Source organism: Sutcliffiella horikoshii (genome assembly GCF_044809035.1).
In the GTDB taxonomy this organism is placed as follows: Bacteria; Bacillota; Bacilli; order Bacillales; family Bacillaceae_I; genus Sutcliffiella_A; species Sutcliffiella_A horikoshii_G.
Window position 1 is genome coordinate 4,254,456 of record NZ_CP085237.1, and the last position, 17,322, is coordinate 4,271,777.

At 43.4% G+C, this 17,322-nt stretch carries 18 protein-coding genes; 1 reads left to right on the forward strand and 17 read right to left on the reverse strand.

Translation table 11 applies throughout. The annotated features are described in order from the left end of the window. Nucleotides 1-53 precede the first annotated feature (53 nt). The 5 genes from LG307_RS21695 to LG307_RS21715 all read right to left on the reverse strand — a co-directional run bounded on the left by LG307_RS21695 (nt 54) and on the right by LG307_RS21715 (nt 4,748). Complete coding sequence (locus tag LG307_RS21695) at nt 54-1,001, reverse strand: biotin-dependent carboxyltransferase family protein (protein ID WP_404446527.1); 948 nt, start codon at nt 999-1,001, stop codon at nt 54-56. Next, nucleotides 998-1,771 (reverse strand): LamB/YcsF family protein, encoded by a 774-nt coding sequence (locus LG307_RS21700; RefSeq protein ID WP_404446530.1) that lies wholly within the window; start codon nt 1,769-1,771, stop codon nt 998-1,000. The genes LG307_RS21695 and LG307_RS21700 overlap by 4 nt, the downstream gene beginning before the upstream one ends. Then, entirely contained in the window at nt 1,758-2,504 is a 747-nt protein-coding gene (pxpB, locus tag LG307_RS21705; RefSeq protein WP_404446533.1) for a 5-oxoprolinase subunit PxpB, read from the reverse strand. The genes LG307_RS21700 and pxpB overlap by 14 nt, the downstream gene beginning before the upstream one ends. Before the next feature lie 29 nt (nt 2,505-2,533). Beyond that, nucleotides 2,534-3,763 (reverse strand): NRAMP family divalent metal transporter, encoded by a 1,230-nt coding sequence (locus LG307_RS21710; protein ID WP_404446536.1) that lies wholly within the window; start codon nt 3,761-3,763, stop codon nt 2,534-2,536. A 118-nt stretch (nt 3,764-3,881) separates the two neighbouring features. After that, the gene (locus LG307_RS21715; RefSeq protein ID WP_404446539.1) at nt 3,882-4,748 is read right to left on the reverse strand and encodes a DegV family protein; all 867 of its coding nucleotides are present in this window, start codon (nt 4,746-4,748) and stop codon (nt 3,882-3,884) included. A 283-nt stretch (nt 4,749-5,031) separates the two neighbouring features. Between LG307_RS21715 and LG307_RS21720 the strand changes: the two genes are divergently transcribed. Beyond that, nucleotides 5,032-5,853 carry a nuclease-related domain-containing protein gene (locus LG307_RS21720; RefSeq protein WP_404450528.1) on the forward strand — a complete coding sequence of 274 codons (822 nt, stop codon included), beginning with the start codon at nt 5,032-5,034 and terminating at the stop codon, nt 5,851-5,853. 586 nt (nt 5,854-6,439) lie between these two features. Here LG307_RS21720 and mqo read toward each other — a convergent pair. The 12 genes from mqo to LG307_RS21780 all read right to left on the reverse strand — a co-directional run bounded on the left by mqo (nt 6,440) and on the right by LG307_RS21780 (nt 17,320). Continuing rightward, nucleotides 6,440-7,954, reverse strand: coding sequence for a malate dehydrogenase (quinone) (mqo, locus tag LG307_RS21725; protein ID WP_404450529.1), 1,515 nt, complete (start codon nt 7,952-7,954; stop codon nt 6,440-6,442). Nucleotides 7,955-8,208: 254 nt separating this feature from the next. Beyond that, nucleotides 8,209-9,045, reverse strand: coding sequence for a MetQ/NlpA family ABC transporter substrate-binding protein (locus LG307_RS21730; RefSeq protein ID WP_404446542.1), 837 nt, complete (start codon nt 9,043-9,045; stop codon nt 8,209-8,211). Between the two features lie 30 nt (nt 9,046-9,075). Next, nucleotides 9,076-9,738: a methionine ABC transporter permease gene (locus LG307_RS21735; RefSeq protein WP_404446544.1), complete on the reverse strand. Its 663-nt coding sequence runs from the start codon at nt 9,736-9,738 to the stop codon at nt 9,076-9,078. After that, nucleotides 9,731-10,480: a methionine ABC transporter ATP-binding protein gene (locus tag LG307_RS21740; RefSeq protein ID WP_404446547.1), complete on the reverse strand. Its 750-nt coding sequence runs from the start codon at nt 10,478-10,480 to the stop codon at nt 9,731-9,733. Before LG307_RS21740 ends, LG307_RS21735 begins: the two co-directional genes overlap by 8 nt. A 154-nt stretch (nt 10,481-10,634) precedes the next feature. Beyond that, nucleotides 10,635-11,105 carry an inner membrane protein YiaA gene (gene yiaA / locus LG307_RS21745; protein ID WP_404446550.1) on the reverse strand — a complete coding sequence of 157 codons (471 nt, stop codon included), beginning with the start codon at nt 11,103-11,105 and terminating at the stop codon, nt 10,635-10,637. Between the two features lie 95 nt (nt 11,106-11,200). After that, entirely contained in the window at nt 11,201-12,259 is a 1,059-nt protein-coding gene (locus tag LG307_RS21750; RefSeq protein WP_404446553.1) for a GGDEF domain-containing protein, read from the reverse strand. Between the two features lie 98 nt (nt 12,260-12,357). Continuing rightward, a complete protein-coding gene (locus tag LG307_RS21755; protein ID WP_404446556.1) occupies nt 12,358-13,251 on the reverse strand; it encodes a DMT family transporter in 894 nt (297 codons plus the stop codon). Between the two features lie 17 nt (nt 13,252-13,268). Then, complete coding sequence (locus LG307_RS21760; protein ID WP_404446558.1) at nt 13,269-13,556, reverse strand: YkvA family protein; 288 nt, start codon at nt 13,554-13,556, stop codon at nt 13,269-13,271. Between the two features lie 92 nt (nt 13,557-13,648). Next, nucleotides 13,649-14,119 (reverse strand): peptide-methionine (S)-S-oxide reductase, encoded by a 471-nt coding sequence (locus tag LG307_RS21765; RefSeq protein WP_404446561.1) that lies wholly within the window; start codon nt 14,117-14,119, stop codon nt 13,649-13,651. 70 nt (nt 14,120-14,189) lie between these two features. Then, a complete protein-coding gene (locus tag LG307_RS21770) occupies nt 14,190-15,215 on the reverse strand; it encodes an ion channel (protein WP_404446564.1) in 1,026 nt (341 codons plus the stop codon). Between the two features lie 136 nt (nt 15,216-15,351). Continuing rightward, complete coding sequence (locus LG307_RS21775; protein ID WP_404446567.1) at nt 15,352-16,899, reverse strand: polyamine aminopropyltransferase; 1,548 nt, start codon at nt 16,897-16,899, stop codon at nt 15,352-15,354. Between the two features lie 25 nt (nt 16,900-16,924). Continuing rightward, nucleotides 16,925-17,320, reverse strand: coding sequence for a DUF350 domain-containing protein (locus LG307_RS21780; RefSeq protein WP_404446570.1), 396 nt, complete (start codon nt 17,318-17,320; stop codon nt 16,925-16,927). Nucleotides 17,321-17,322 lie beyond the last annotated feature (2 nt).

The following is a 17,322-nucleotide window of genomic DNA, read 5'->3' on the forward strand; positions in this document are numbered from 1 at the left end:
GAAAAAAATCCTGTCTCCAAAAATGGGGACAGGATTTTTTCAATTATTACTAGTTATCGCGTTACTTTCTCAAGCACACTGAAAAACTTGGCTCTTTTTATATATAATGTTTGTGCTTCTTCCACAGACACTTCCTTGAAGCGGATGGTAGTGCCTGGCTGTGCCTGAGCTAAAAGCGGAATATCATAAGAAATGACGGTGGCAATTCTTGTATATCCTCCAGTCGTCTGGCGGTCTGCCATTAAAAGAATCGGACTTCCATCTGCGGGCACTTGAATTCCACCCAAGGGAATCGCTTCTGAAATGATATCTGCGGATGTTTTATGCTCGATTTTCGGACCTTTCAAGCGGTAGCCCATGCGATCGGATTGTGGCGTAACTTCATACGTAGAGGACAGAAACGTTTCCACAGATGATTCCTGAAAAGCATCCAGGTGAGGCCCCAGGCATACTCTGATTTCCAACTCTTTTTTGTAAGAGGGGATTTCCCCAGGATGAATGGACCGCCCGGATCGTACCCCAGCGCAGTCCTCTCCATATAAAACATCATCTTTTTCCAGAGCCCTGCCTTGGAATCCGCCAATTTGCGCCTTCAAGTACGTCGACTTACTTCCCATTACGGCTGGTACATCCAATCCACCAGCAACACAAATATATGCACGGGCTCCTTCCACTGGCCTTCCAAACTCAATAAGTTCCCCTTTTTTTACCTTGAAACTCTTCCACATCGGTGCTTGCTTGCCATTGACTTTCAGGGATAGATTTCCACCGCAAATGGCAACCACCATATCTTCTAGCGCCTTTAGTTCCGGACCCATGATCGTCACTTCAATAGCAGATTCCCCTTTTTCATTTCCAACTAAAAGGTTCCCTATCTGAAGAGCAAACGGATCCATTGCACCAGCTACTACAACCCCGAACTCCTGATAGTCTGTCCGGCCCAGGTCTTGGATGGTCGTTAGCAGGCCAGGTTTCATTACTTGGAACAGCGGACTGCTCATATAGGATTCACCGCCCCAATAGCTTGAATCGCTACTTGGTTTTCCTCGAGTTTTGCTCTTAATTTTCGCACAAACTCCAACGCCTCCGGCTCGTCTCCGTGCACACAGACGGTATCTGCTTGGATGGAGATATCTTCTCCATTAACCGCCGTCACTTTTCCTTCTGTTACCATCCTCAGCACGCGCTCTACAGCAAGGTCTGCATCATGAATCATCGCATTAGCATGGGACCTTGGCGTAAGCGTGCCGTCAGGTTGATACGTTCTGTCAGCGAAAACTTCCTGGGCAACTTTTAACCCGACCTTTTCCCCCGCCAGGACCAGTTCGCTTTCCGCCAAGCCGAATAAAATCAGATTCGGATCTACCTCGTAAACTGCTTTTGCTATGGCTGTAGCTATCCTTTCATCTTTGGAGGCGAGATTATACAAAGCTCCATGCGGTTTTACATGGTGCACATGTGTACCAGCCACCGCAGCAGCCGCTTTGATTGCCCCTATCTGATAAACGACAAGGTTAAAAATTTCATCGTGACTCATGTGCATATCTCGGCGTCCAAATCCGGCAAGATCGGGTAAACCGGGGTGAGCACCTATTGAGACTCCAAGCTCCGCAGCTTTCTTTACAGTTTTCATCAAAACGTTGTAATCCCCTGCATGAAAGCCACATGCGATATTAGCTGAAGAAATATACTTGAGGACTTCTTCATCATTTCCGATCGTATAAGCACCAAAACTTTCCCCTAAATCACTGTTTAAATCAACGGCCTTCATCGTGTCCTCCCCCTTTTGCATAACTTTTCACTCTATATTCCCCACGTGTGACGGATTGCTCTATTTCATTAAAAATTTTTTGATCAATTGGAACAAAGCGAAGATAGGAACCTGCAGATAAAAGGATTGGCTCCTCTCTCTCTGGATCATAAAGTTTCAGGGGCGTTCTCCCGATAATCTGCCAACCTCCTGGAGTTTCTAACGGATACACGCCAGTTTGTTCCCCTGCGATCCCAACAGAACCCGCTTCAATTTTCGCCCGCGGATTCTCACGCCTCGGCGTAGCAATTTTCTTTGACATGCCCCCCAGGTACGGGAATCCTGGTACAAATCCCATCATGTATATTAGGTAGGGTTGGCTAGAGTGGATGGAAACAACCTCGTCTTCTGTCATTCCGTTGTAGGTTGCGACCTCTGATAAATCCGGCCCCACTTCTCCGCCGTAGAGGACAGGAATTTCATAAACAATGGAGTTGGATGGACCCTTTTCCCCTTGAAGTGTCTTCGTAATCGCCTCAAGATTTCTAGACAGATCATGGTAGGAAATTTTATCAGGACCATAAAAAATGGTCAGGGTCGTATAGGCCGGCACCCACTCCACTATTCCGGCTACAGGATTTTCTCTTAGATAATCTGCAAATAACCTGATTTGTTGGTTGGTCTCTTCGGAAATATCTGAACCAAATCTAACCTGTAGACCTGTATCCCCCAATGGGTAAAATTCAATCTTCAAATAGCTCCCCTCCTCAAGTTCTGTCTATTTTATGAGAACAGCTTCGGCACCTGATTTAATAACGTGACCGCTGCCAAGTATGCCGTTGCGATAAAGACAATACCGCCAAAAATCGTTAACCAAAGCGGATGCTTGTAATCTCCGACAATCTCTTTTTTATAAGCTGCGATTAAAAGCGTTCCAAGTGCTACAGGTAAAATAAGACCGTTAAAGGCTCCAGCCAAAATCAACAATAGGACCGGTTCCCCGATGAATGCAAAAATAATCGTAGAAACGATAATGAATCCTATAATAACCTTAGAATTGTTACGATCAATTTTTACCGATAATGTTCGTAAAAAAGAAACGGACGTGTAGGCTGCCCCTACAACAGAAGTAATCCCGGCAGCCCAAAGCACAAGGCCGAACATTTTATATCCAACCATACCGGCCGCTTCCATGAACACGGATGCCGGTGGATTTTTCGGGTCCAATGTAAAGCCAGTCACTACTACTCCCAATACAGCAAGGAATAGGAAGATCCGCATGACAGAAGCAATGATAATTCCAGACACAGAACTCTTTGTCACTTGATGAAGGTTTTCCTGCCCGCTGATCCCAGCATCCAGCAGCCTGTGTCCACCAGCGAATGTAATATAGCCCCCAACTGTACCCCCAACAAGGGTGATGATGGCAAACACATCAATTTTCTCCGGCGCAAACGTACGGAAAACAGCCTCTCCTACAGGCGGATTACTTTGGAACGCTACATATAGGGTGAGCAAAACCATCATCAATCCCAAGTAACGAGCAATCTTGTCCATTGCCACTCCTGCTTCTTTAGATAAGAATATCCCAATAGCAATGGCAGCAGTAATGACGGCACCAATTCGTACATCGATACCGAAAATTACATTCATTCCGAGGCCCGCTCCCCCGATATTCCCGACATTAAAGGCAAGGCCCCCTAACGCAACGGCAAAAGCGAGGAAATACCCAAGTCCAGGCAAGACCATGTTGGCTATGTCCTGGCCTCGCTTCTTAGAAACGGCAATGATTCTCCATACGTTTACCTGTACCCCGATGTCTAAGATAATCGACATTAAAATTACAAAACCAAAACTAGCTAACAGTTGTTCAGTAAATACAGCCGTCTGTGTTAAAAATCCTGGTCCAATGGCAGATGATCCCATCAGGAAAGCTGCACCAAGCAGGACACTCCAATTACTCTTAGTAGGCTGTTTTAAATCCGTGTACGTGTTCTTCTGTTTTGACGACAATGGAAAAACCCCCTTTTATAAAATTCTAACTATTATTTTGATATACTAACACTACCATAAAACCTCACGCGATAAAAATTCATAAAAAAAACCACCTTTACGGGTGGCTTGACATACATTATTTTTTTTCAACAAAGAACATGGAAAGCGCACCAAGTCCCACATGTGTACCAACAGATACTCCCATCTGCATGATGTGAATGGTGCCGACAAAATCCGTTTCATTTTCTATTTTCATTTTCAAATTCTCGGCAATTTTGATATCAGATGTATATCCGATGATGATAAAATCCGTCACCGTCTCATCATTACGCTTGATGAACTCCTCCACATAATGCTTCAGAACCCGTTTAACGCCTCTTTCTTTCGCGACGATAGCCCCTTTGCCATTTTTCATCGTCATAATCGGCTTCAACATCAGCAGCTTTCCAAGGAACGCGCTCGCATTTGTCAACCTGCCGCTTTTAATCAGATGATCTAAATCATCTACTGACAAGAAGTGCTTCACATTTGTTTTATGGCTTTCATTAAAGTCTACTAACTCTTGGAATGTTGCGCCGCTCTCTCTCATCATCGCACTCTTCAGCACAAGCCAGCCGCTTCCATGACTCATACACTTGGAATCTACCACATGAATTTTCACAGTGGAATCCGGATACTCCTCAAAGAAATACCCCTTCGCCAACTCAGCTGACTGATGCGATCCACTTGTCCCGCTCGACATGCAGATGCATAGAATTTCTTTATAACCGCTCTCGATAGCCTCTTTTATAATCGACAAATACTCCACCGGACTTGGCATACCTGTTGTCGGAAACTCCGAAAGCGCCTCCATCATTCCGTAAAATTCATCCGGTTGAATGTCTACTCGATCCTTATATGTTTTTCCATCAATATTTATACTTAAGGGTGCTAAGCTGATGTCATACATCTCCAACACTTCGTTTGATAAATCACAAGTTGAATCTGCCATTAATTTAATCATTCCGTTCCTCCAATAACACATACTGCATTTATCATAACTGAAAGGGCTTTATTAGACTATTCTTTTTGGGTAAATAGTTGGTGGGTAAAAAAAGGAAAGGGAATTGTGGTTTATTTTTTTGAAAATTCTTTTAATTACTGGTAGTTAACTGATATAGTTAAGTAGACTCTAAGAAAAGGATGTGGGACATGCTAGTTAAATCGTTTCTATGGAAATGAAAGTCTATTTATCTTTGAATGCCCGAATGACGCTTCTCGAAAAGGAAAAACAATACTTTTGGAATATGGAGAAAGGCTATGAAGGCGAGTGCATGTTTGATGCCTTGACCGAAAAGTTGGAGGGGGACCACCTGGTGTTAAATGACCTCTTACTTAAACATAATAACACCACTTTTCAAATTGACTCGCTAATCATTACGGCAGGGAGTGCTTATCTTTTTGAAGTGAAGAATTTTGAAGGGGATTATATTTATGATGCCGCATCCAATCAACTTCATCTGAAACTCCCTTCCAAAGAGTATGAAGTGACCAATCCCTTGACCCAACTAAGCAGGTGCAACTCCTTGCTCCGCCAACTGCTGAGTAGTTACGGCTTCCATCTACCCATTCTCGCATCCGTAGTATTTATCAACCCCGAATTCACCCTGTATCAATCACCACTAGATAAACCATTTATTCATCCAACCCAAATAAATAGATACCTAAAAGGCTTACAAAGTAATTCTTCTTCTAAGTTGAATATCATGCACACTTCACTTGCCGAAAAACTAACCTCCCTTCATTTGGTGGACTCTCCATTTAGGAATTTGCCTGAGTATGGATATGATCAAGTTCAGAAGGGGTTAGTGTGTGGGGGCTGCTCCACTTTGTCTGTTTTGGTAGAGGGGCGTTCGGCGCGGTGTGTGAGGTGTAGTAGGGTGGAAACGGTTGAGGAGGTTGTGCTGCGGCATGTGCGGGAGTTTCGGATGTTGTTTCCGGAGAGGAAGATAACTACTAGTGGTATTTGGAAATGGTGTGGTGTTGGTGTTTCTGCTAAAACGATAAATCGTATACTAGATAAGCACTTTGCAGTTAAGGGAAGCCGTAGGTGGAGATATTACGAATAGAATTATTGTGCAATGTGTAGAGAAGTAAAGATGGGGAGTATTTCAGTAATCCATTAGACAGTATGAGCTGGGGGATTGGGTGATGGGGATTGGGTGAATAGAACGTTTCTATTAGACAAAGTTGGAGCTTCGAGGGGTGCTTCGGGCTTTTAGAGACCTTCTATTAGACAAAACTCGTACCTGGAATCGCGCTTCCGGTGTTTAGAGCACTTCTATTAGACAAAGCTGGCACTTGGAAGGGCGCTTCGGGCGGATAGAGCCCTTCTATTAGACAAAGCTGGCACTTGGAAGGGCGCTTCGGGCGGATAGAGCCCTTCTATTAGACAAAGCTGGCACTTGGAGGGGTGCTTCGGGCTTTTAGAACCCTTCTATTAGACAAAACTCGTACTTGGAATGGTGCTTCGGGTGTTTAGAGCCCCTCCATTAGACAACTCCGACTCTCAATGCACAGCTTCGGGCGGATAGAACGCTTCCATTAGACAACTCCGGCGTTCTGCTCTCCGCTCAGGCAAAGAAACCCGCTCCACACCAAACAAAAAACCCTCAATCCAAAGGAGGATCAAGGGTTTTGCCATTTATTCGAATTTTAATGAAAGGAAAGCGCCTTTTGCTCCTTACCTTGAATAAGAAAAAGTGTATCCGCCGTGGAGGCAAAAAGCTCATCAAATAGCGCAGGGTTATCTACCAAAGATACCCCATAGCTAGGTATCATTTCTTGGATTTTTTCTTTCCATTCGAACATCTGCTCTGGGAAGCATTTTTCAAATACTTCTAGCATAACGTGAACAGCTGTGGATGCGCCTGGAGATGCACCAAGCAACGCGGCTATGGAGCCATCACTTGCGCTGACCACTTCTGTACCGAACTGGAGCGTGCCTTTCCCGCCAGCCTCGGTGTCCTTAATGACCTGAACACGTTGACCTGCAACGACAACTTCCCAATCTTCGCTTTTGGCGTTCGGGATAAACTCGCGTAACTCGTCCATGCGTTTTTCATTGGATAACAGCACTTGTTGGATCAAGTACTTGGTTAATCCCATCTCTTTAAATCCAGCAGAAAGCATCGTCATGACGTTGTAAGGTTTAACAGAGCCAATCAAATCTAGATTGGAGCCTGTTTTCAAAAACTTTGGTGAGAAACCTGCAAATGGGCCGAACAGCAGGGTCTTCTTGTTGTTGATATACCTTGTGTCAAGATGCGGCACGGACATTGGAGGCGCGCCGACTTTTGCCTTTCCGTACACTTTCGCGTGGTGCTTTTCCACGACCTCCGGGTTGTTACATACCAAAAACAGTCCGCTTACCGGGAACCCGCCAATATTTTTTGATTCCGGAATACCGGTCTTCTGTAATAGAGGAAGGCTTCCGCCACCGCCGCCGATGAAGACGAACTTAGCATGATGAGAATCGACTTGACCAGTTTTTAAATCACGAATCTTTAACTCCCAAGAGCCGTCCTTGGCACGCTTTAAATCTTCTACACTATGCTCGTAATTGATTTCCACATTATCCTTCTCAAGCTGCTTAAACAGCATGCGGGTCAATGCACCAAAGTTCACATCTGTACCCGAATCGATTTTCGTTGCGGCAATCGGCTCCTTGGATGTGCGCCCTTCCATCATAAGTGGCATCCATTCTTTTAGCTTCTTTGGATCTTCGGAATATTCCATTCCTTTGAAAAGCGGATTTGCTGACAGCGCTTCCATACGTTTTTTCAAAAACGTGACATTTTCTTTCCCTTCCACAAAGCTGATATGTGGTATTGGCATGATAAAGTCCTGTGGATTGCTGATTAGGTTTCGTTTCACTAGGTAGGACCAGTATTGTCTGGAAAGCTGGAACTGCTCGTTAACTTTTACCGCTTTGCTGATATCAATGGAGCCGTCCGCTTTCACGGATGTATAGTTAAGTTCGCATAGTGCTGCATGTCCCGTTCCTGCATTATTCCACTCATTTGAGCTTTCTTCCCCTGCACTTGCCAGCTTTTCGAACACTTTGATTTCCCAATCCGGTGCTACTTCCTTTAATAACGATCCCAAAGTCGCACTCATGACTCCGGCACCAATTAAGATAACGTCTGTTTTCTTCTGCATGTTGCTCATCATTACACATCCCCTAAGTTTATAAAAAAGAGCAGGCATACTTGCCAGAATCACTTCAGCAAGACACCACCTATAAACACACTTGTCCATCTTAATTACTATCATATCATATTCTACTAATTTTTTTCACAAGAGTAACATTCTATTATCAGACTATTATAAACTATTTTGAGCACTTAAAAAAGTGCGAAGTCTTTCCACTAGCTTTTTTGGAAAAAGAAAACCCCTCATTTTAATGTGAGGGGTTGGTTTACTTAAAAAGCAGGAATGGCCGTTTCATCATAGTTTTCTTCTAGGAAATCACGGACTTCTTTGCTTGTCATGGCTTCCGCAAGCTTTTTGATTGCTTCTGAGTCTTTATTGTCTTCGCGGGCAACAAGAGTGATGGCAAATTCGTTGTCGGTTCCTTCTGTCAGGAGCGCGTCACTTTTTGGGGTCAAGCCAAGTGGTGCTGCATAGGCTGGAGTCATGACTACCGCATCTGCGTCATCGTACATTCTTGCGAGCATCAGCAAGTCCACTTCTTCAAACTTATAGTTTTTGGGATTTTTTGTAATATCTGCTTGCGTATAATATGGGCCTGTCTTTCCTTTTAACGTAATTACGTTGTGTTGAGCGAGCAATGCCAAGGAGCGGTCGATGTTGGAAACGTCATTTGCGATGGCAACGACAGATCCTTCAGGCAGTTCATCCATGGAATTGTAATCCTTGGAATACACGCCGTAGTTTGCATAATAGATCGGGGTGATTCCAACCAGCTCTGCGTCATTGTTGCGGTTGAATTCCTCCATGTAAGGAACGTGCTGGAAGAAGTTTGCGTCCACTTCTTCATTTGCAAGGGCACTGTTCGGCTGGACATTATCGCCTAGCACTACCACTTCTAAATCAATGCCTTCTTCTGCAAGCTTTGGTTCTATAAGCTCCAAGATCTCCGTCATTGGCGGAATTAAGGAAGCTACTTTTAACGTTTGTTGTTCGGTCTCTTGGTTTTGGCTGGCATCTGTAGCATTGCCTTCGTTTGATTGATTGTTTTGTGCGCATCCAGCTACCATCACCATAGCCAGTGTCATGATAAATAATATTTTTTTCATCTAAAAAATCCTCCTGTTGCAAATTCATGCTTATCTTTTATCGATTATTCTTGATACCGTCATGCCTGTAAATTGTATCAGTTGTACCAGTATGACCATAATGATGATCATATACATCATCAGTTCGGTTTCAAATCGTTGGTAGCCGTAGCGAATGGCAAAATCCCCGATTCCTCCGCCGCCAACCACACCCATGATCGTGGAGTAGGAAATGAAGCTGATGGTGGAGGTGGTCAAGCCAAGCACAAGACCGGACCTTGCTTCCACATATAGAAATTTGAAGACGACTTCCCTGACGGAAGCACCCATGGAAACGGCCGCCTCCATTACTCCTTTCGGCACGTCCAATAAAGACTGCTCGACCAAGCGTGAGTAATGGGCAATCGCAATGATTGCGAGCGGCACGGTTGCGGCAGCGGTTCCGATAGCCGTTCCGATCAGCCAGCGGGTAAAGGGGATTAAAAATACGACCAATAGCAAAAATGGAAAAGAGCGGATGATATTTACCAGTAAATTCAAGGTGGAAAACACCGCTTGGTTGGCAAGCAAATTTCCTTTCCTGCTTAAAAAAAGAAGCGTTCCAACCGGGAGACCGACCAGGATAGCAGCAAGTATGGAAACCCAGACCATGATGAAGGTTTCCCCAATAGACCTCCATATTTCCGCTTCATATTGAAGTAAGATTTCAGGCATGGTCCATGTCACCATCCTTCACCAATTGGTCCACAAAGTATTGTGGATTGCTGTCTATTTGTTTGACACCCTGCGGTTTCGTCCGCAACGTCTCAAAAACTTCTCCGTTGGCCATGACTGTCACGTGATGACAAATGCTTTTGATGACGTCCATTTCATGACTGACGACAACAACTGTCACACCAAGGCTTTTATTTACATTCTCCAATACACGTAAAACCTCGGCAGTCGTGTTTGGATCAAGCGAGGAGGTCGGTTCATCACACAACAGAACCTCGGGATTATTGGCCAACGCTCTTGCAATCGCTACACGCTGTTTTTGCCCGCCGCTTAATTGAGCAGGATATTTTTCCACGAATCCTTCCAGGCCGACAAATCGGAGACATTCCAGCACTCGTTCTCTGCGCTTTTTCCTTGGAAAGCCCGCAAGTTCCAAGGATACGGCTATATTTTCATATACCGTTTTGTTCGCTACCAAATTGAAATGCTGGAAGATCATCCCAATGGACTTTCGGGCCTCTCTGAGAGTATTGCCCCGTAACATTGTCAGATCCTTGCCGTTTATTTCTACCTGTCCTGCATCGGGTACTTCCAACAGGTTCATCAGCCTCAGCAAGGTTGATTTACCTGCTCCACTGGCTCCGATTATTCCATGAACGTCCCCTTTATGTATCTTCAAACACACCGATTTTACCGCTTGAAAACCGTCAAAGTTCTTGCTGACTTGATGTAAATGGATCATAAAAAAAACCCCTTCCCATAGATTGAAAGGTGATTACAACGCTCCTAATTATAGCCTAAGTTAGCAAGGCTTGTCACATTGGCCGCTTTGTTTCTATCCAACAAAAAAGAGGTACTGTACGGCCTACCGTCAAGCCGACAATACCTCTCCCCTATTAACCTCGTTCTCTGGCATTTTGCGTATCACGGATATTCTTCTGAATCGTGATTGCTGCAAATAAGCTGAGGACAAATGACATGCCGTAAAATCCTTTTTCACTTAAGATAATACTTCCCGCATTGTACAGCCCGATCGCCATTAAGGAAATGGAGACAATAACTGCAAACCAACTAAGTCCATAGTAAATGCCGGAAACCGGGATATCCTCTTCTTTGTCACGTACCGCTTTTTGTAAGGAAACAGCAGCATACAGTCCAAATACCAAAACAGCAAAATAGTACCCCTTCTCATTCAATTCCATGGTGGCATTGAATAAGCCAATCAGATAAGCAGATACACCGACGGCAAGGGCAGCCCAACTTGCTCCTTTAAAAGCAGCGGTAGGTTCCCCTTCTTTTCTTTCTACCTTGATCTTTGGTTTATTTTCATCTCTTTTTAATAACGGATTTTCATTCATCTCTGCCATTCCATTCTCCCCTTTGCTGACATTATATATGGTTTATTATAGCAATTTTTTACAGAGAATGGTTTGTTGTAAAAAATTTTTCTTGGATTACTGAATTATCCGACCTCTGCCAAAACAATCCGATTTCTCCCGCCATTTTTGGCTATATAAAGCAGTCTATCCACTTTTTCTACTAAAAGGTCTGGACGTTCTCCGTTTTGATTACCAGATCCAAAGCTCATGGTCACATGGAACGCTTCTCCGTTATCCAAGAATACGTGGCTTGCTACTGCCTGTTTAATTTCAGCGAGCAGCTCTTTTACCTCGGCTTCCTCTTTGTAGTAAAGAATGAGCGCAAATTCCTCTCCTCCATAGCGGAAAGCCTTCCCCTGCTTGGTTGAAAGGACAGTAGTAAAGATTTCGCCAATCTGGCGCAGCACCTTATCTCCCGTAACATGTCCATATTTATCATTAATCGATTTAAACTTATCAATATCCGCCAATGCCAAGTAAAATTCTTTTCCTTGATCAAAATCATTGCGCAAGCATTCCTGAAAAGAACGGTGATTTGCAAGATTCGTAAGGTAATCGCGATTGGCCGCTTCCACTAGTAAACTATTTTTCGATTGGTGCTGACGCTCCCTTGAGACAATAATGCCACCTAAACCACCAATCAGAAGCAAAAAGAACACCGCACTGGAATAATTAATCATACTATGTATAGATGTGGCGTCCTCTGCCTGTAAGAAGAAAATTATGGAGTAGACCAGTGTAAAAAAACCGGCTGCAATCATGCCGCCAAGAAACCTCCAGTAAACGGCCACATGTAAAATAATTAAGTATGCTAATGGAAAAAGCGGACTCTCCAATCCCCCTGTTAATGGGACCAAAGCCGAAAACGCCACAAAATCAAAAAACGGTCCACCCTTTGTCATCATGACATACATCTTTGACCCTTCAGGTGTCTTATGTAAATAGTAATCTGAAACTCCCATATATAGAAAACCAAAAAGGACTAATAGGACAAATAAAAGTAACTTCCATTCTACCGGGTTCTCAACATACTGAACCGCAAACACAACTATCGATAGAACAAGAAAAAACCAACGCAAAGAAGAAAAAATAATCTCCAGTGCATGATGCGACTGGTAAGCATTCTTTAAAAAAGCATTCATAACGTCCACATCCTGTAAAAAACTTATACTTCTACATTATAAAGGAAAATCGCATAGAAGGGAACGCTGCGGGGTTTAGGGGACAGGCACTGACCCTTCTACCCTTTAACGGACAGACGGGCAGAATTACCTGTCCCGTTGGCCCCAACTATTAACAATCCAATCCCAACCATCAATAGGACCATTCCTATCCATGAAGTGGCATTCAAGTTTTCCCCAAGCAAAAATACGCCGAATAAGGTCGCCGTCAACGGCTCTGCTAAAGCAAGGGTAACCGCTGTGGAAGAGGAAACATGCGTAAGACCTCTCGCAAAAAGCATGTAAGCTACTCCCGTCGTCATCACACCAAGATAAAGAACGATGCCCCACCCTCGCACATCCGTCACCCATGTCATATCAAATACAAGCATAAAAGGTGCTAAAAAAACGGCGCTAAGTGTAAACACCACCGCTACAATAGAAAGAGACGGAAATTTCCCGGCCATGTCCCGACTGACAATGGCGTATACGGCAAACGAAAGCCCTGCCCCCAATGCCATTAATACGCCAATAGGATCGACCACGACAGAATCTTTATGGAGAAAAAGCATCATGCAGCCCAAAATAGATAAAACAGTCGAACTCCACCAAATTCTACTCGGACGCCTTTTGAGAAAGATCCACTCAAGAAAACCCGATAACACCGGAGCACTCCCTATTGCAACCACTGTACCGATTGCTACACCTGTTATCGTAACGGCAGTGAAAAACAAAGGCTGAAACAGCGCCATGCTTAAAGCAGCTAAGACCGTTGCCTTGATTGGCCAATTTTTCAAGCTCAACCCGCCGGTCATAAAAACAAGCGCCAATAAAAAAAGGCCGCCAACAACTAAGCGGGCGGCACCTATGGCCACCGGATGTGCCGTTTCAGGCGCAAAAGTCTGTGCCGTGCCTGTGGTCCCCCAAAGGACAGCGGCAAACAAGATAAGAAAAGGAGCTACTTTTTCTTCCAACACCCCCACCCCATACATTACTTTTTATTTTCTAAAAGCTTATACTTCTCCTTTAGCGAAGCAGGTGCTATTTTCACTATACGCTCCAACACAAACGTCACAATCATCACATCATCCAACACACCAAAAAATAAAAGATAATCCGGAATCAAATCAAAAGGGAAAATCAAATAAGCGAGCAGGAACAACACACCAACTATCTTTTTCGCCCCGGATACTTCGCCTGATCTAAAATAATCTATTAAAAAAGGAATGAACCTCCAAAAGGTGAAGATAAACTTTAAGCGCCTGACAAACCTCCACATACATACTTACCTCCTTTGGACTGAAGGGAAAAGGAGGTCGACCCATCTTTGCTTTAAAGTGCAAACAGGCTGATGGACCTGTCCCCTAAACCCTATTTATATTTACTCAATAACTCTGCTGGAATATGACAATAATCCTCAGGACATCTAGTTAACCTGTCTTGATGTTCTTCTGCACTTCTCACATAGTTTGTAAGTGGTAGTACTTCCACGACTATACGATCACAATCAGCTCTCTTACTAATAAACGTCCTTGCCTCTTCCAAATGTTCAGTATGCTCACTATACACTCCCGTTCTATATTTCTTTCCAACATCCACTCCTTGTTGATTCAAACTATACGGATCAATTATTTCAAAGTAATAATCCATTAACCTAGTCAAAGTAACAACTCGCGGATCAAACTCGGTTTTCACACACTCCGCATAGCCATCATACTCCCCCTCAAGTGTATGACTAGTTCCGTTCGCTCTCCCCGCTTCCGTAAACGTTACACCTGGCAATGTTTTCATAAATGCCTGTACACCCCACAGACATCCACCTGCAAAATAAACTTCTTCCATGTTTGTCAGTCCTCTCAGGTTGAAGGGACAGGTGCGTGACCCACCCATTTATTTCCTTACCTTTTACTATTTACCCCACTTTAAACTTTGTTTCGTAGGTGTCTTTATCACAGATGATGTAAAGCTTTGCTCCGTTTGGGATTTTTTCATCAAGTTTCCGGTTAATATCCAGTTCTTTTCCATTTGCCAGCAGGGTTGCCCCTTTATCGAGGATTGCGTGAAAGGCATGCTTATAGGTACTCCAGGCAGGATCTGCTGGAATCTCATAAATATTATCACCGTTCATTCTACTCGTTAATTGGCTGAACAGGTGCGTGGAACCGTTATACAAAGTTGCCTTTGCCATTAGGCGCGAAACTGTATCTCCAGAGATAACAAACTCATCTACATTGGCATGAGTGAAATTCGGAATGCTCTTTTCCTTACGTATTTCCACAATCGTATAAATGTTTCGATGATGCAATTTAGCAAGCCGTTCCACCGAGGAGGCAACCAGCAGTGTTTTTCCATCAGAAAGAGAAGCGTCATCAATCATTTCATCTGAAAAAATGGTAACAGACCTTGCTTCAAGGACATTTGCCTTTAACAAAACCTCATCTTCACTTGCATCCCCACACACATAGTCAATCTCTAAATCACATGGTTTGGTTGTCTTCAAATCTATTAAAACAATTGGTGCATTCGGATTGTCCTCTAGGATTTCTTCCATCGTACGCCTCGTCTTTTCCGTCCAGCCAACAAAAATGAAATGGTTCATTTTTTTACTACTCAACTTTCCTTCCTCCTTCAAGCGTTGATATAATGACAAAAGATTTACGACCTTTCCTATCAACACACCAATTAGCCCAATCCCAAAGATAAACAAAAACATCGCAAAGGTTTTGCCATAAACCGTTGCTGGAGACACATCTCCATACCCTACCGTGGTCACTGTCGTCATTGTCCACCATAACCCCTCAAATACCGTCGGAAACGTATCGGGCTCTAATAAATGCATGATGAACGAACTTCCGCCAATCACTAAAATGGAGATGAGAACAATTGCAAAATTATTTGTTTTGATCATACTTTTAAAAAGCCGTTGCAGTATCCACACTCGTACTCACTTCCCAACACTATTTTCCCCTATTTTACCATTTTTCTTTTTAGCAGGGATAATTGTATCAAAAAAAGAATAATCACTATCTCTTACTAGATGGCGATTACTCTCCTTTGATTTGTCATTATGCTACTTAATAATCCCGCCAAGCCTTCAAATACTTTTCCAGCAGATTGGGATCTATAAGAGTATTAACTTCAAGCTTGACCTGCTCCCCATTTTTATCCACTATATCTGCATCGACATCCTTGCCAAATGCACGCAGTCCGGTAAGCACTTCCGTCGTTAAAAATTCCGTTTCAACCTCAATGGAAATATCATCCCAATGAACCGGTTCGCGTTTTGCTAAGACAAACCCCCAATCACCGAAGCTTGGAATATCGACATGGAGATTCGAAGTTTCTAGACCAGCTGCTTGTACGGTCTTATCAATGCCCCAGTATACTTCTGTTGCGAAGGTTGGGCTTGTTGCCTGAATCATAACACTTCCGCCAGGGAGCAAGTGGTTGCGAATTAATTGGTAAAACTCTAATGTGTAAAGCTTATTTAATGATTCATTGTTTGGGTCCGGTAAATCGACCAAGATGGTCCCGTAAAGATCCGAAGACTTCTCCAAAAAATTAAAGGCATCTTCATGTACGACCTTCACTCTTTTATCCTCGAAGGCTTGCTCATTAAGATCCACAAGGTCATGGTTTGTTTTTGCCAATTCTACGACGTTGGGATCGAGGTCAACAAGCGTAATAGATTTAATCTCCTCATATTTGAGAAGCTCCCGCACTGCTAAACCATCTCCCCCGCCTAAAACCAGTACGTTTTCCCTGTTTTCACTGAGTCCCATTGCTGGATGCACCAGTGTTTCATGGTACCGATATTCATCAGTGGAACTGAATTGGAGCTGTCCATCTAAAAACAGCCTCAGATCACCTTGCTCTTTTGTTAAGATAATTTGCTGATATGTGCTTTGCTCATTAAAAATGATGGGATCACGGTATAGTCTTTGCTCAAAGCTAAAGGCCATTTCCTCCCCAAAAAAGATGCCACTGAATAGGAGGAGTATAATGAAAAGGCCTGCTGTAGCGTGCGTCTTCACCCGCTTAATCTCATCTCTGAAATAATATAAAAGCCAAAGGGCAACACATGCATTAATGGTCGCAACAATAAAAGCTGTTTTAACTAAACCGAATTGCGGGCGAAGTATATATAAAAATAAAAGGCCTCCTATTAGGCCCCCTGCGTAATCGGAAAATAGGACTCTCGCTGCACTTCTGTTCAGCGTTTCTCCAATCTCATTCGCTTTCCGAATGAGGATTGGGAGTTCTACACCCGTTAAAGTGCCCACTAAAAGAGTGACAAAATAGAGGAAAAATGCATCTGTTCCCTCGGCTAAAAAAGCTGTCACTCCAAAAAGAAGAAACGTAGATACCCCGCCAATGATGGCAATAAGAAACTCAATCCATACAAAGGATATGATTAAGTTTCGTGTGACTTTCTCGCTTATGTAAGACCCAATTCCCATACCAGTAAGAAAGAGGGAGATGGTCAACGTATATTGCTTGATCCCATCTCCCAAAATATAAGAACCTGCCGCTCCAAATAAAACCTCATATATAATTCCACAGATGGACACAATCCCTGAAGACCAGTAAATGGCATTGGTTTTCTTTTGACTAGTTAGCATTTTCCAAGCCCCTTATCGGGAGATTTTACGTAATGGACGCGCCAATTACCAAGGCTAATCCAATAGATACTCCTATACTGATAATACCAACAGAAACATTACCCTTTTTCAGTTCTTCTTCAACAGAAAATTTTCTCGAGAACAATTCAAATAATAAATATGCAATCATTTGCAGAACGACTCCGATTCCACCCCACAGCAAAGTATCTAGTAATTGTGCGCTGTGATAGATAGAAAAAGCGAGGACGATACAAATTCCGATGATTTTTCCTGTAATTGATAGGGCAACTGCATGGTTACCATTGTGTATTTCATCCCAGTCTTTATACTTCCTTGTCATCATTTCAAAAATGACTAATCCAACAATGACAATCACTACGGCTAGTGCAAAATACATCAAGGTTAATAAAATAGCTTCCATAT

What these genes read in the sequence shown, in the direction of transcription:
- LG307_RS21695 (WP_404446527.1), bottom strand. Translation starts at nt 1,001, where the DNA reads ATGAGCAGTCCGCTGTTCCAAGTAATGAAACCTGGCCTGCTAACGACC.
- LG307_RS21700 (WP_404446530.1), bottom strand. Translation starts at nt 1,771, where the DNA reads ATGAAGGCCGTTGATTTAAACAGTGATTTAGGGGAAAGTTTTGGTGCT.
- LG307_RS21715 (WP_404446539.1), bottom strand. Translation starts at nt 4,748, where the DNA reads ATGATTAAATTAATGGCAGATTCAACTTGTGATTTATCAAACGAAGTG.
- LG307_RS21720 (WP_404450528.1), top strand. Translation starts at nt 5,032, where the DNA reads ATGGAGAAAGGCTATGAAGGCGAGTGCATGTTTGATGCCTTGACCGAA.
- mqo (WP_404450529.1), bottom strand. Translation starts at nt 7,954, where the DNA reads ATGAGCAACATGCAGAAGAAAACAGACGTTATCTTAATTGGTGCCGGA.
- LG307_RS21730 (WP_404446542.1), bottom strand. Translation starts at nt 9,045, where the DNA reads ATGAAAAAAATATTATTTATCATGACACTGGCTATGGTGATGGTAGCT.
- LG307_RS21735 (WP_404446544.1), bottom strand. Translation starts at nt 9,738, where the DNA reads ATGCCTGAAATCTTACTTCAATATGAAGCGGAAATATGGAGGTCTATT.
- LG307_RS21740 (WP_404446547.1), bottom strand. Translation starts at nt 10,480, where the DNA reads ATGATCCATTTACATCAAGTCAGCAAGAACTTTGACGGTTTTCAAGCG.
- yiaA (WP_404446550.1), bottom strand. Translation starts at nt 11,105, where the DNA reads ATGGCAGAGATGAATGAAAATCCGTTATTAAAAAGAGATGAAAATAAA.
- LG307_RS21750 (WP_404446553.1), bottom strand. Translation starts at nt 12,259, where the DNA reads ATGAATGCTTTTTTAAAGAATGCTTACCAGTCGCATCATGCACTGGAG.
- LG307_RS21760 (WP_404446558.1), bottom strand. Translation starts at nt 13,556, where the DNA reads ATGTGGAGGTTTGTCAGGCGCTTAAAGTTTATCTTCACCTTTTGGAGG.
- LG307_RS21765 (WP_404446561.1), bottom strand. Translation starts at nt 14,119, where the DNA reads ATGGAAGAAGTTTATTTTGCAGGTGGATGTCTGTGGGGTGTACAGGCA.
- LG307_RS21775 (WP_404446567.1), bottom strand. Translation starts at nt 16,899, where the DNA reads ATGCTAACTAGTCAAAAGAAAACCAATGCCATTTACTGGTCTTCAGGG.
- LG307_RS21780 (WP_404446570.1), bottom strand. Translation starts at nt 17,320, where the DNA reads ATGGAAGCTATTTTATTAACCTTGATGTATTTTGCACTAGCCGTAGTG.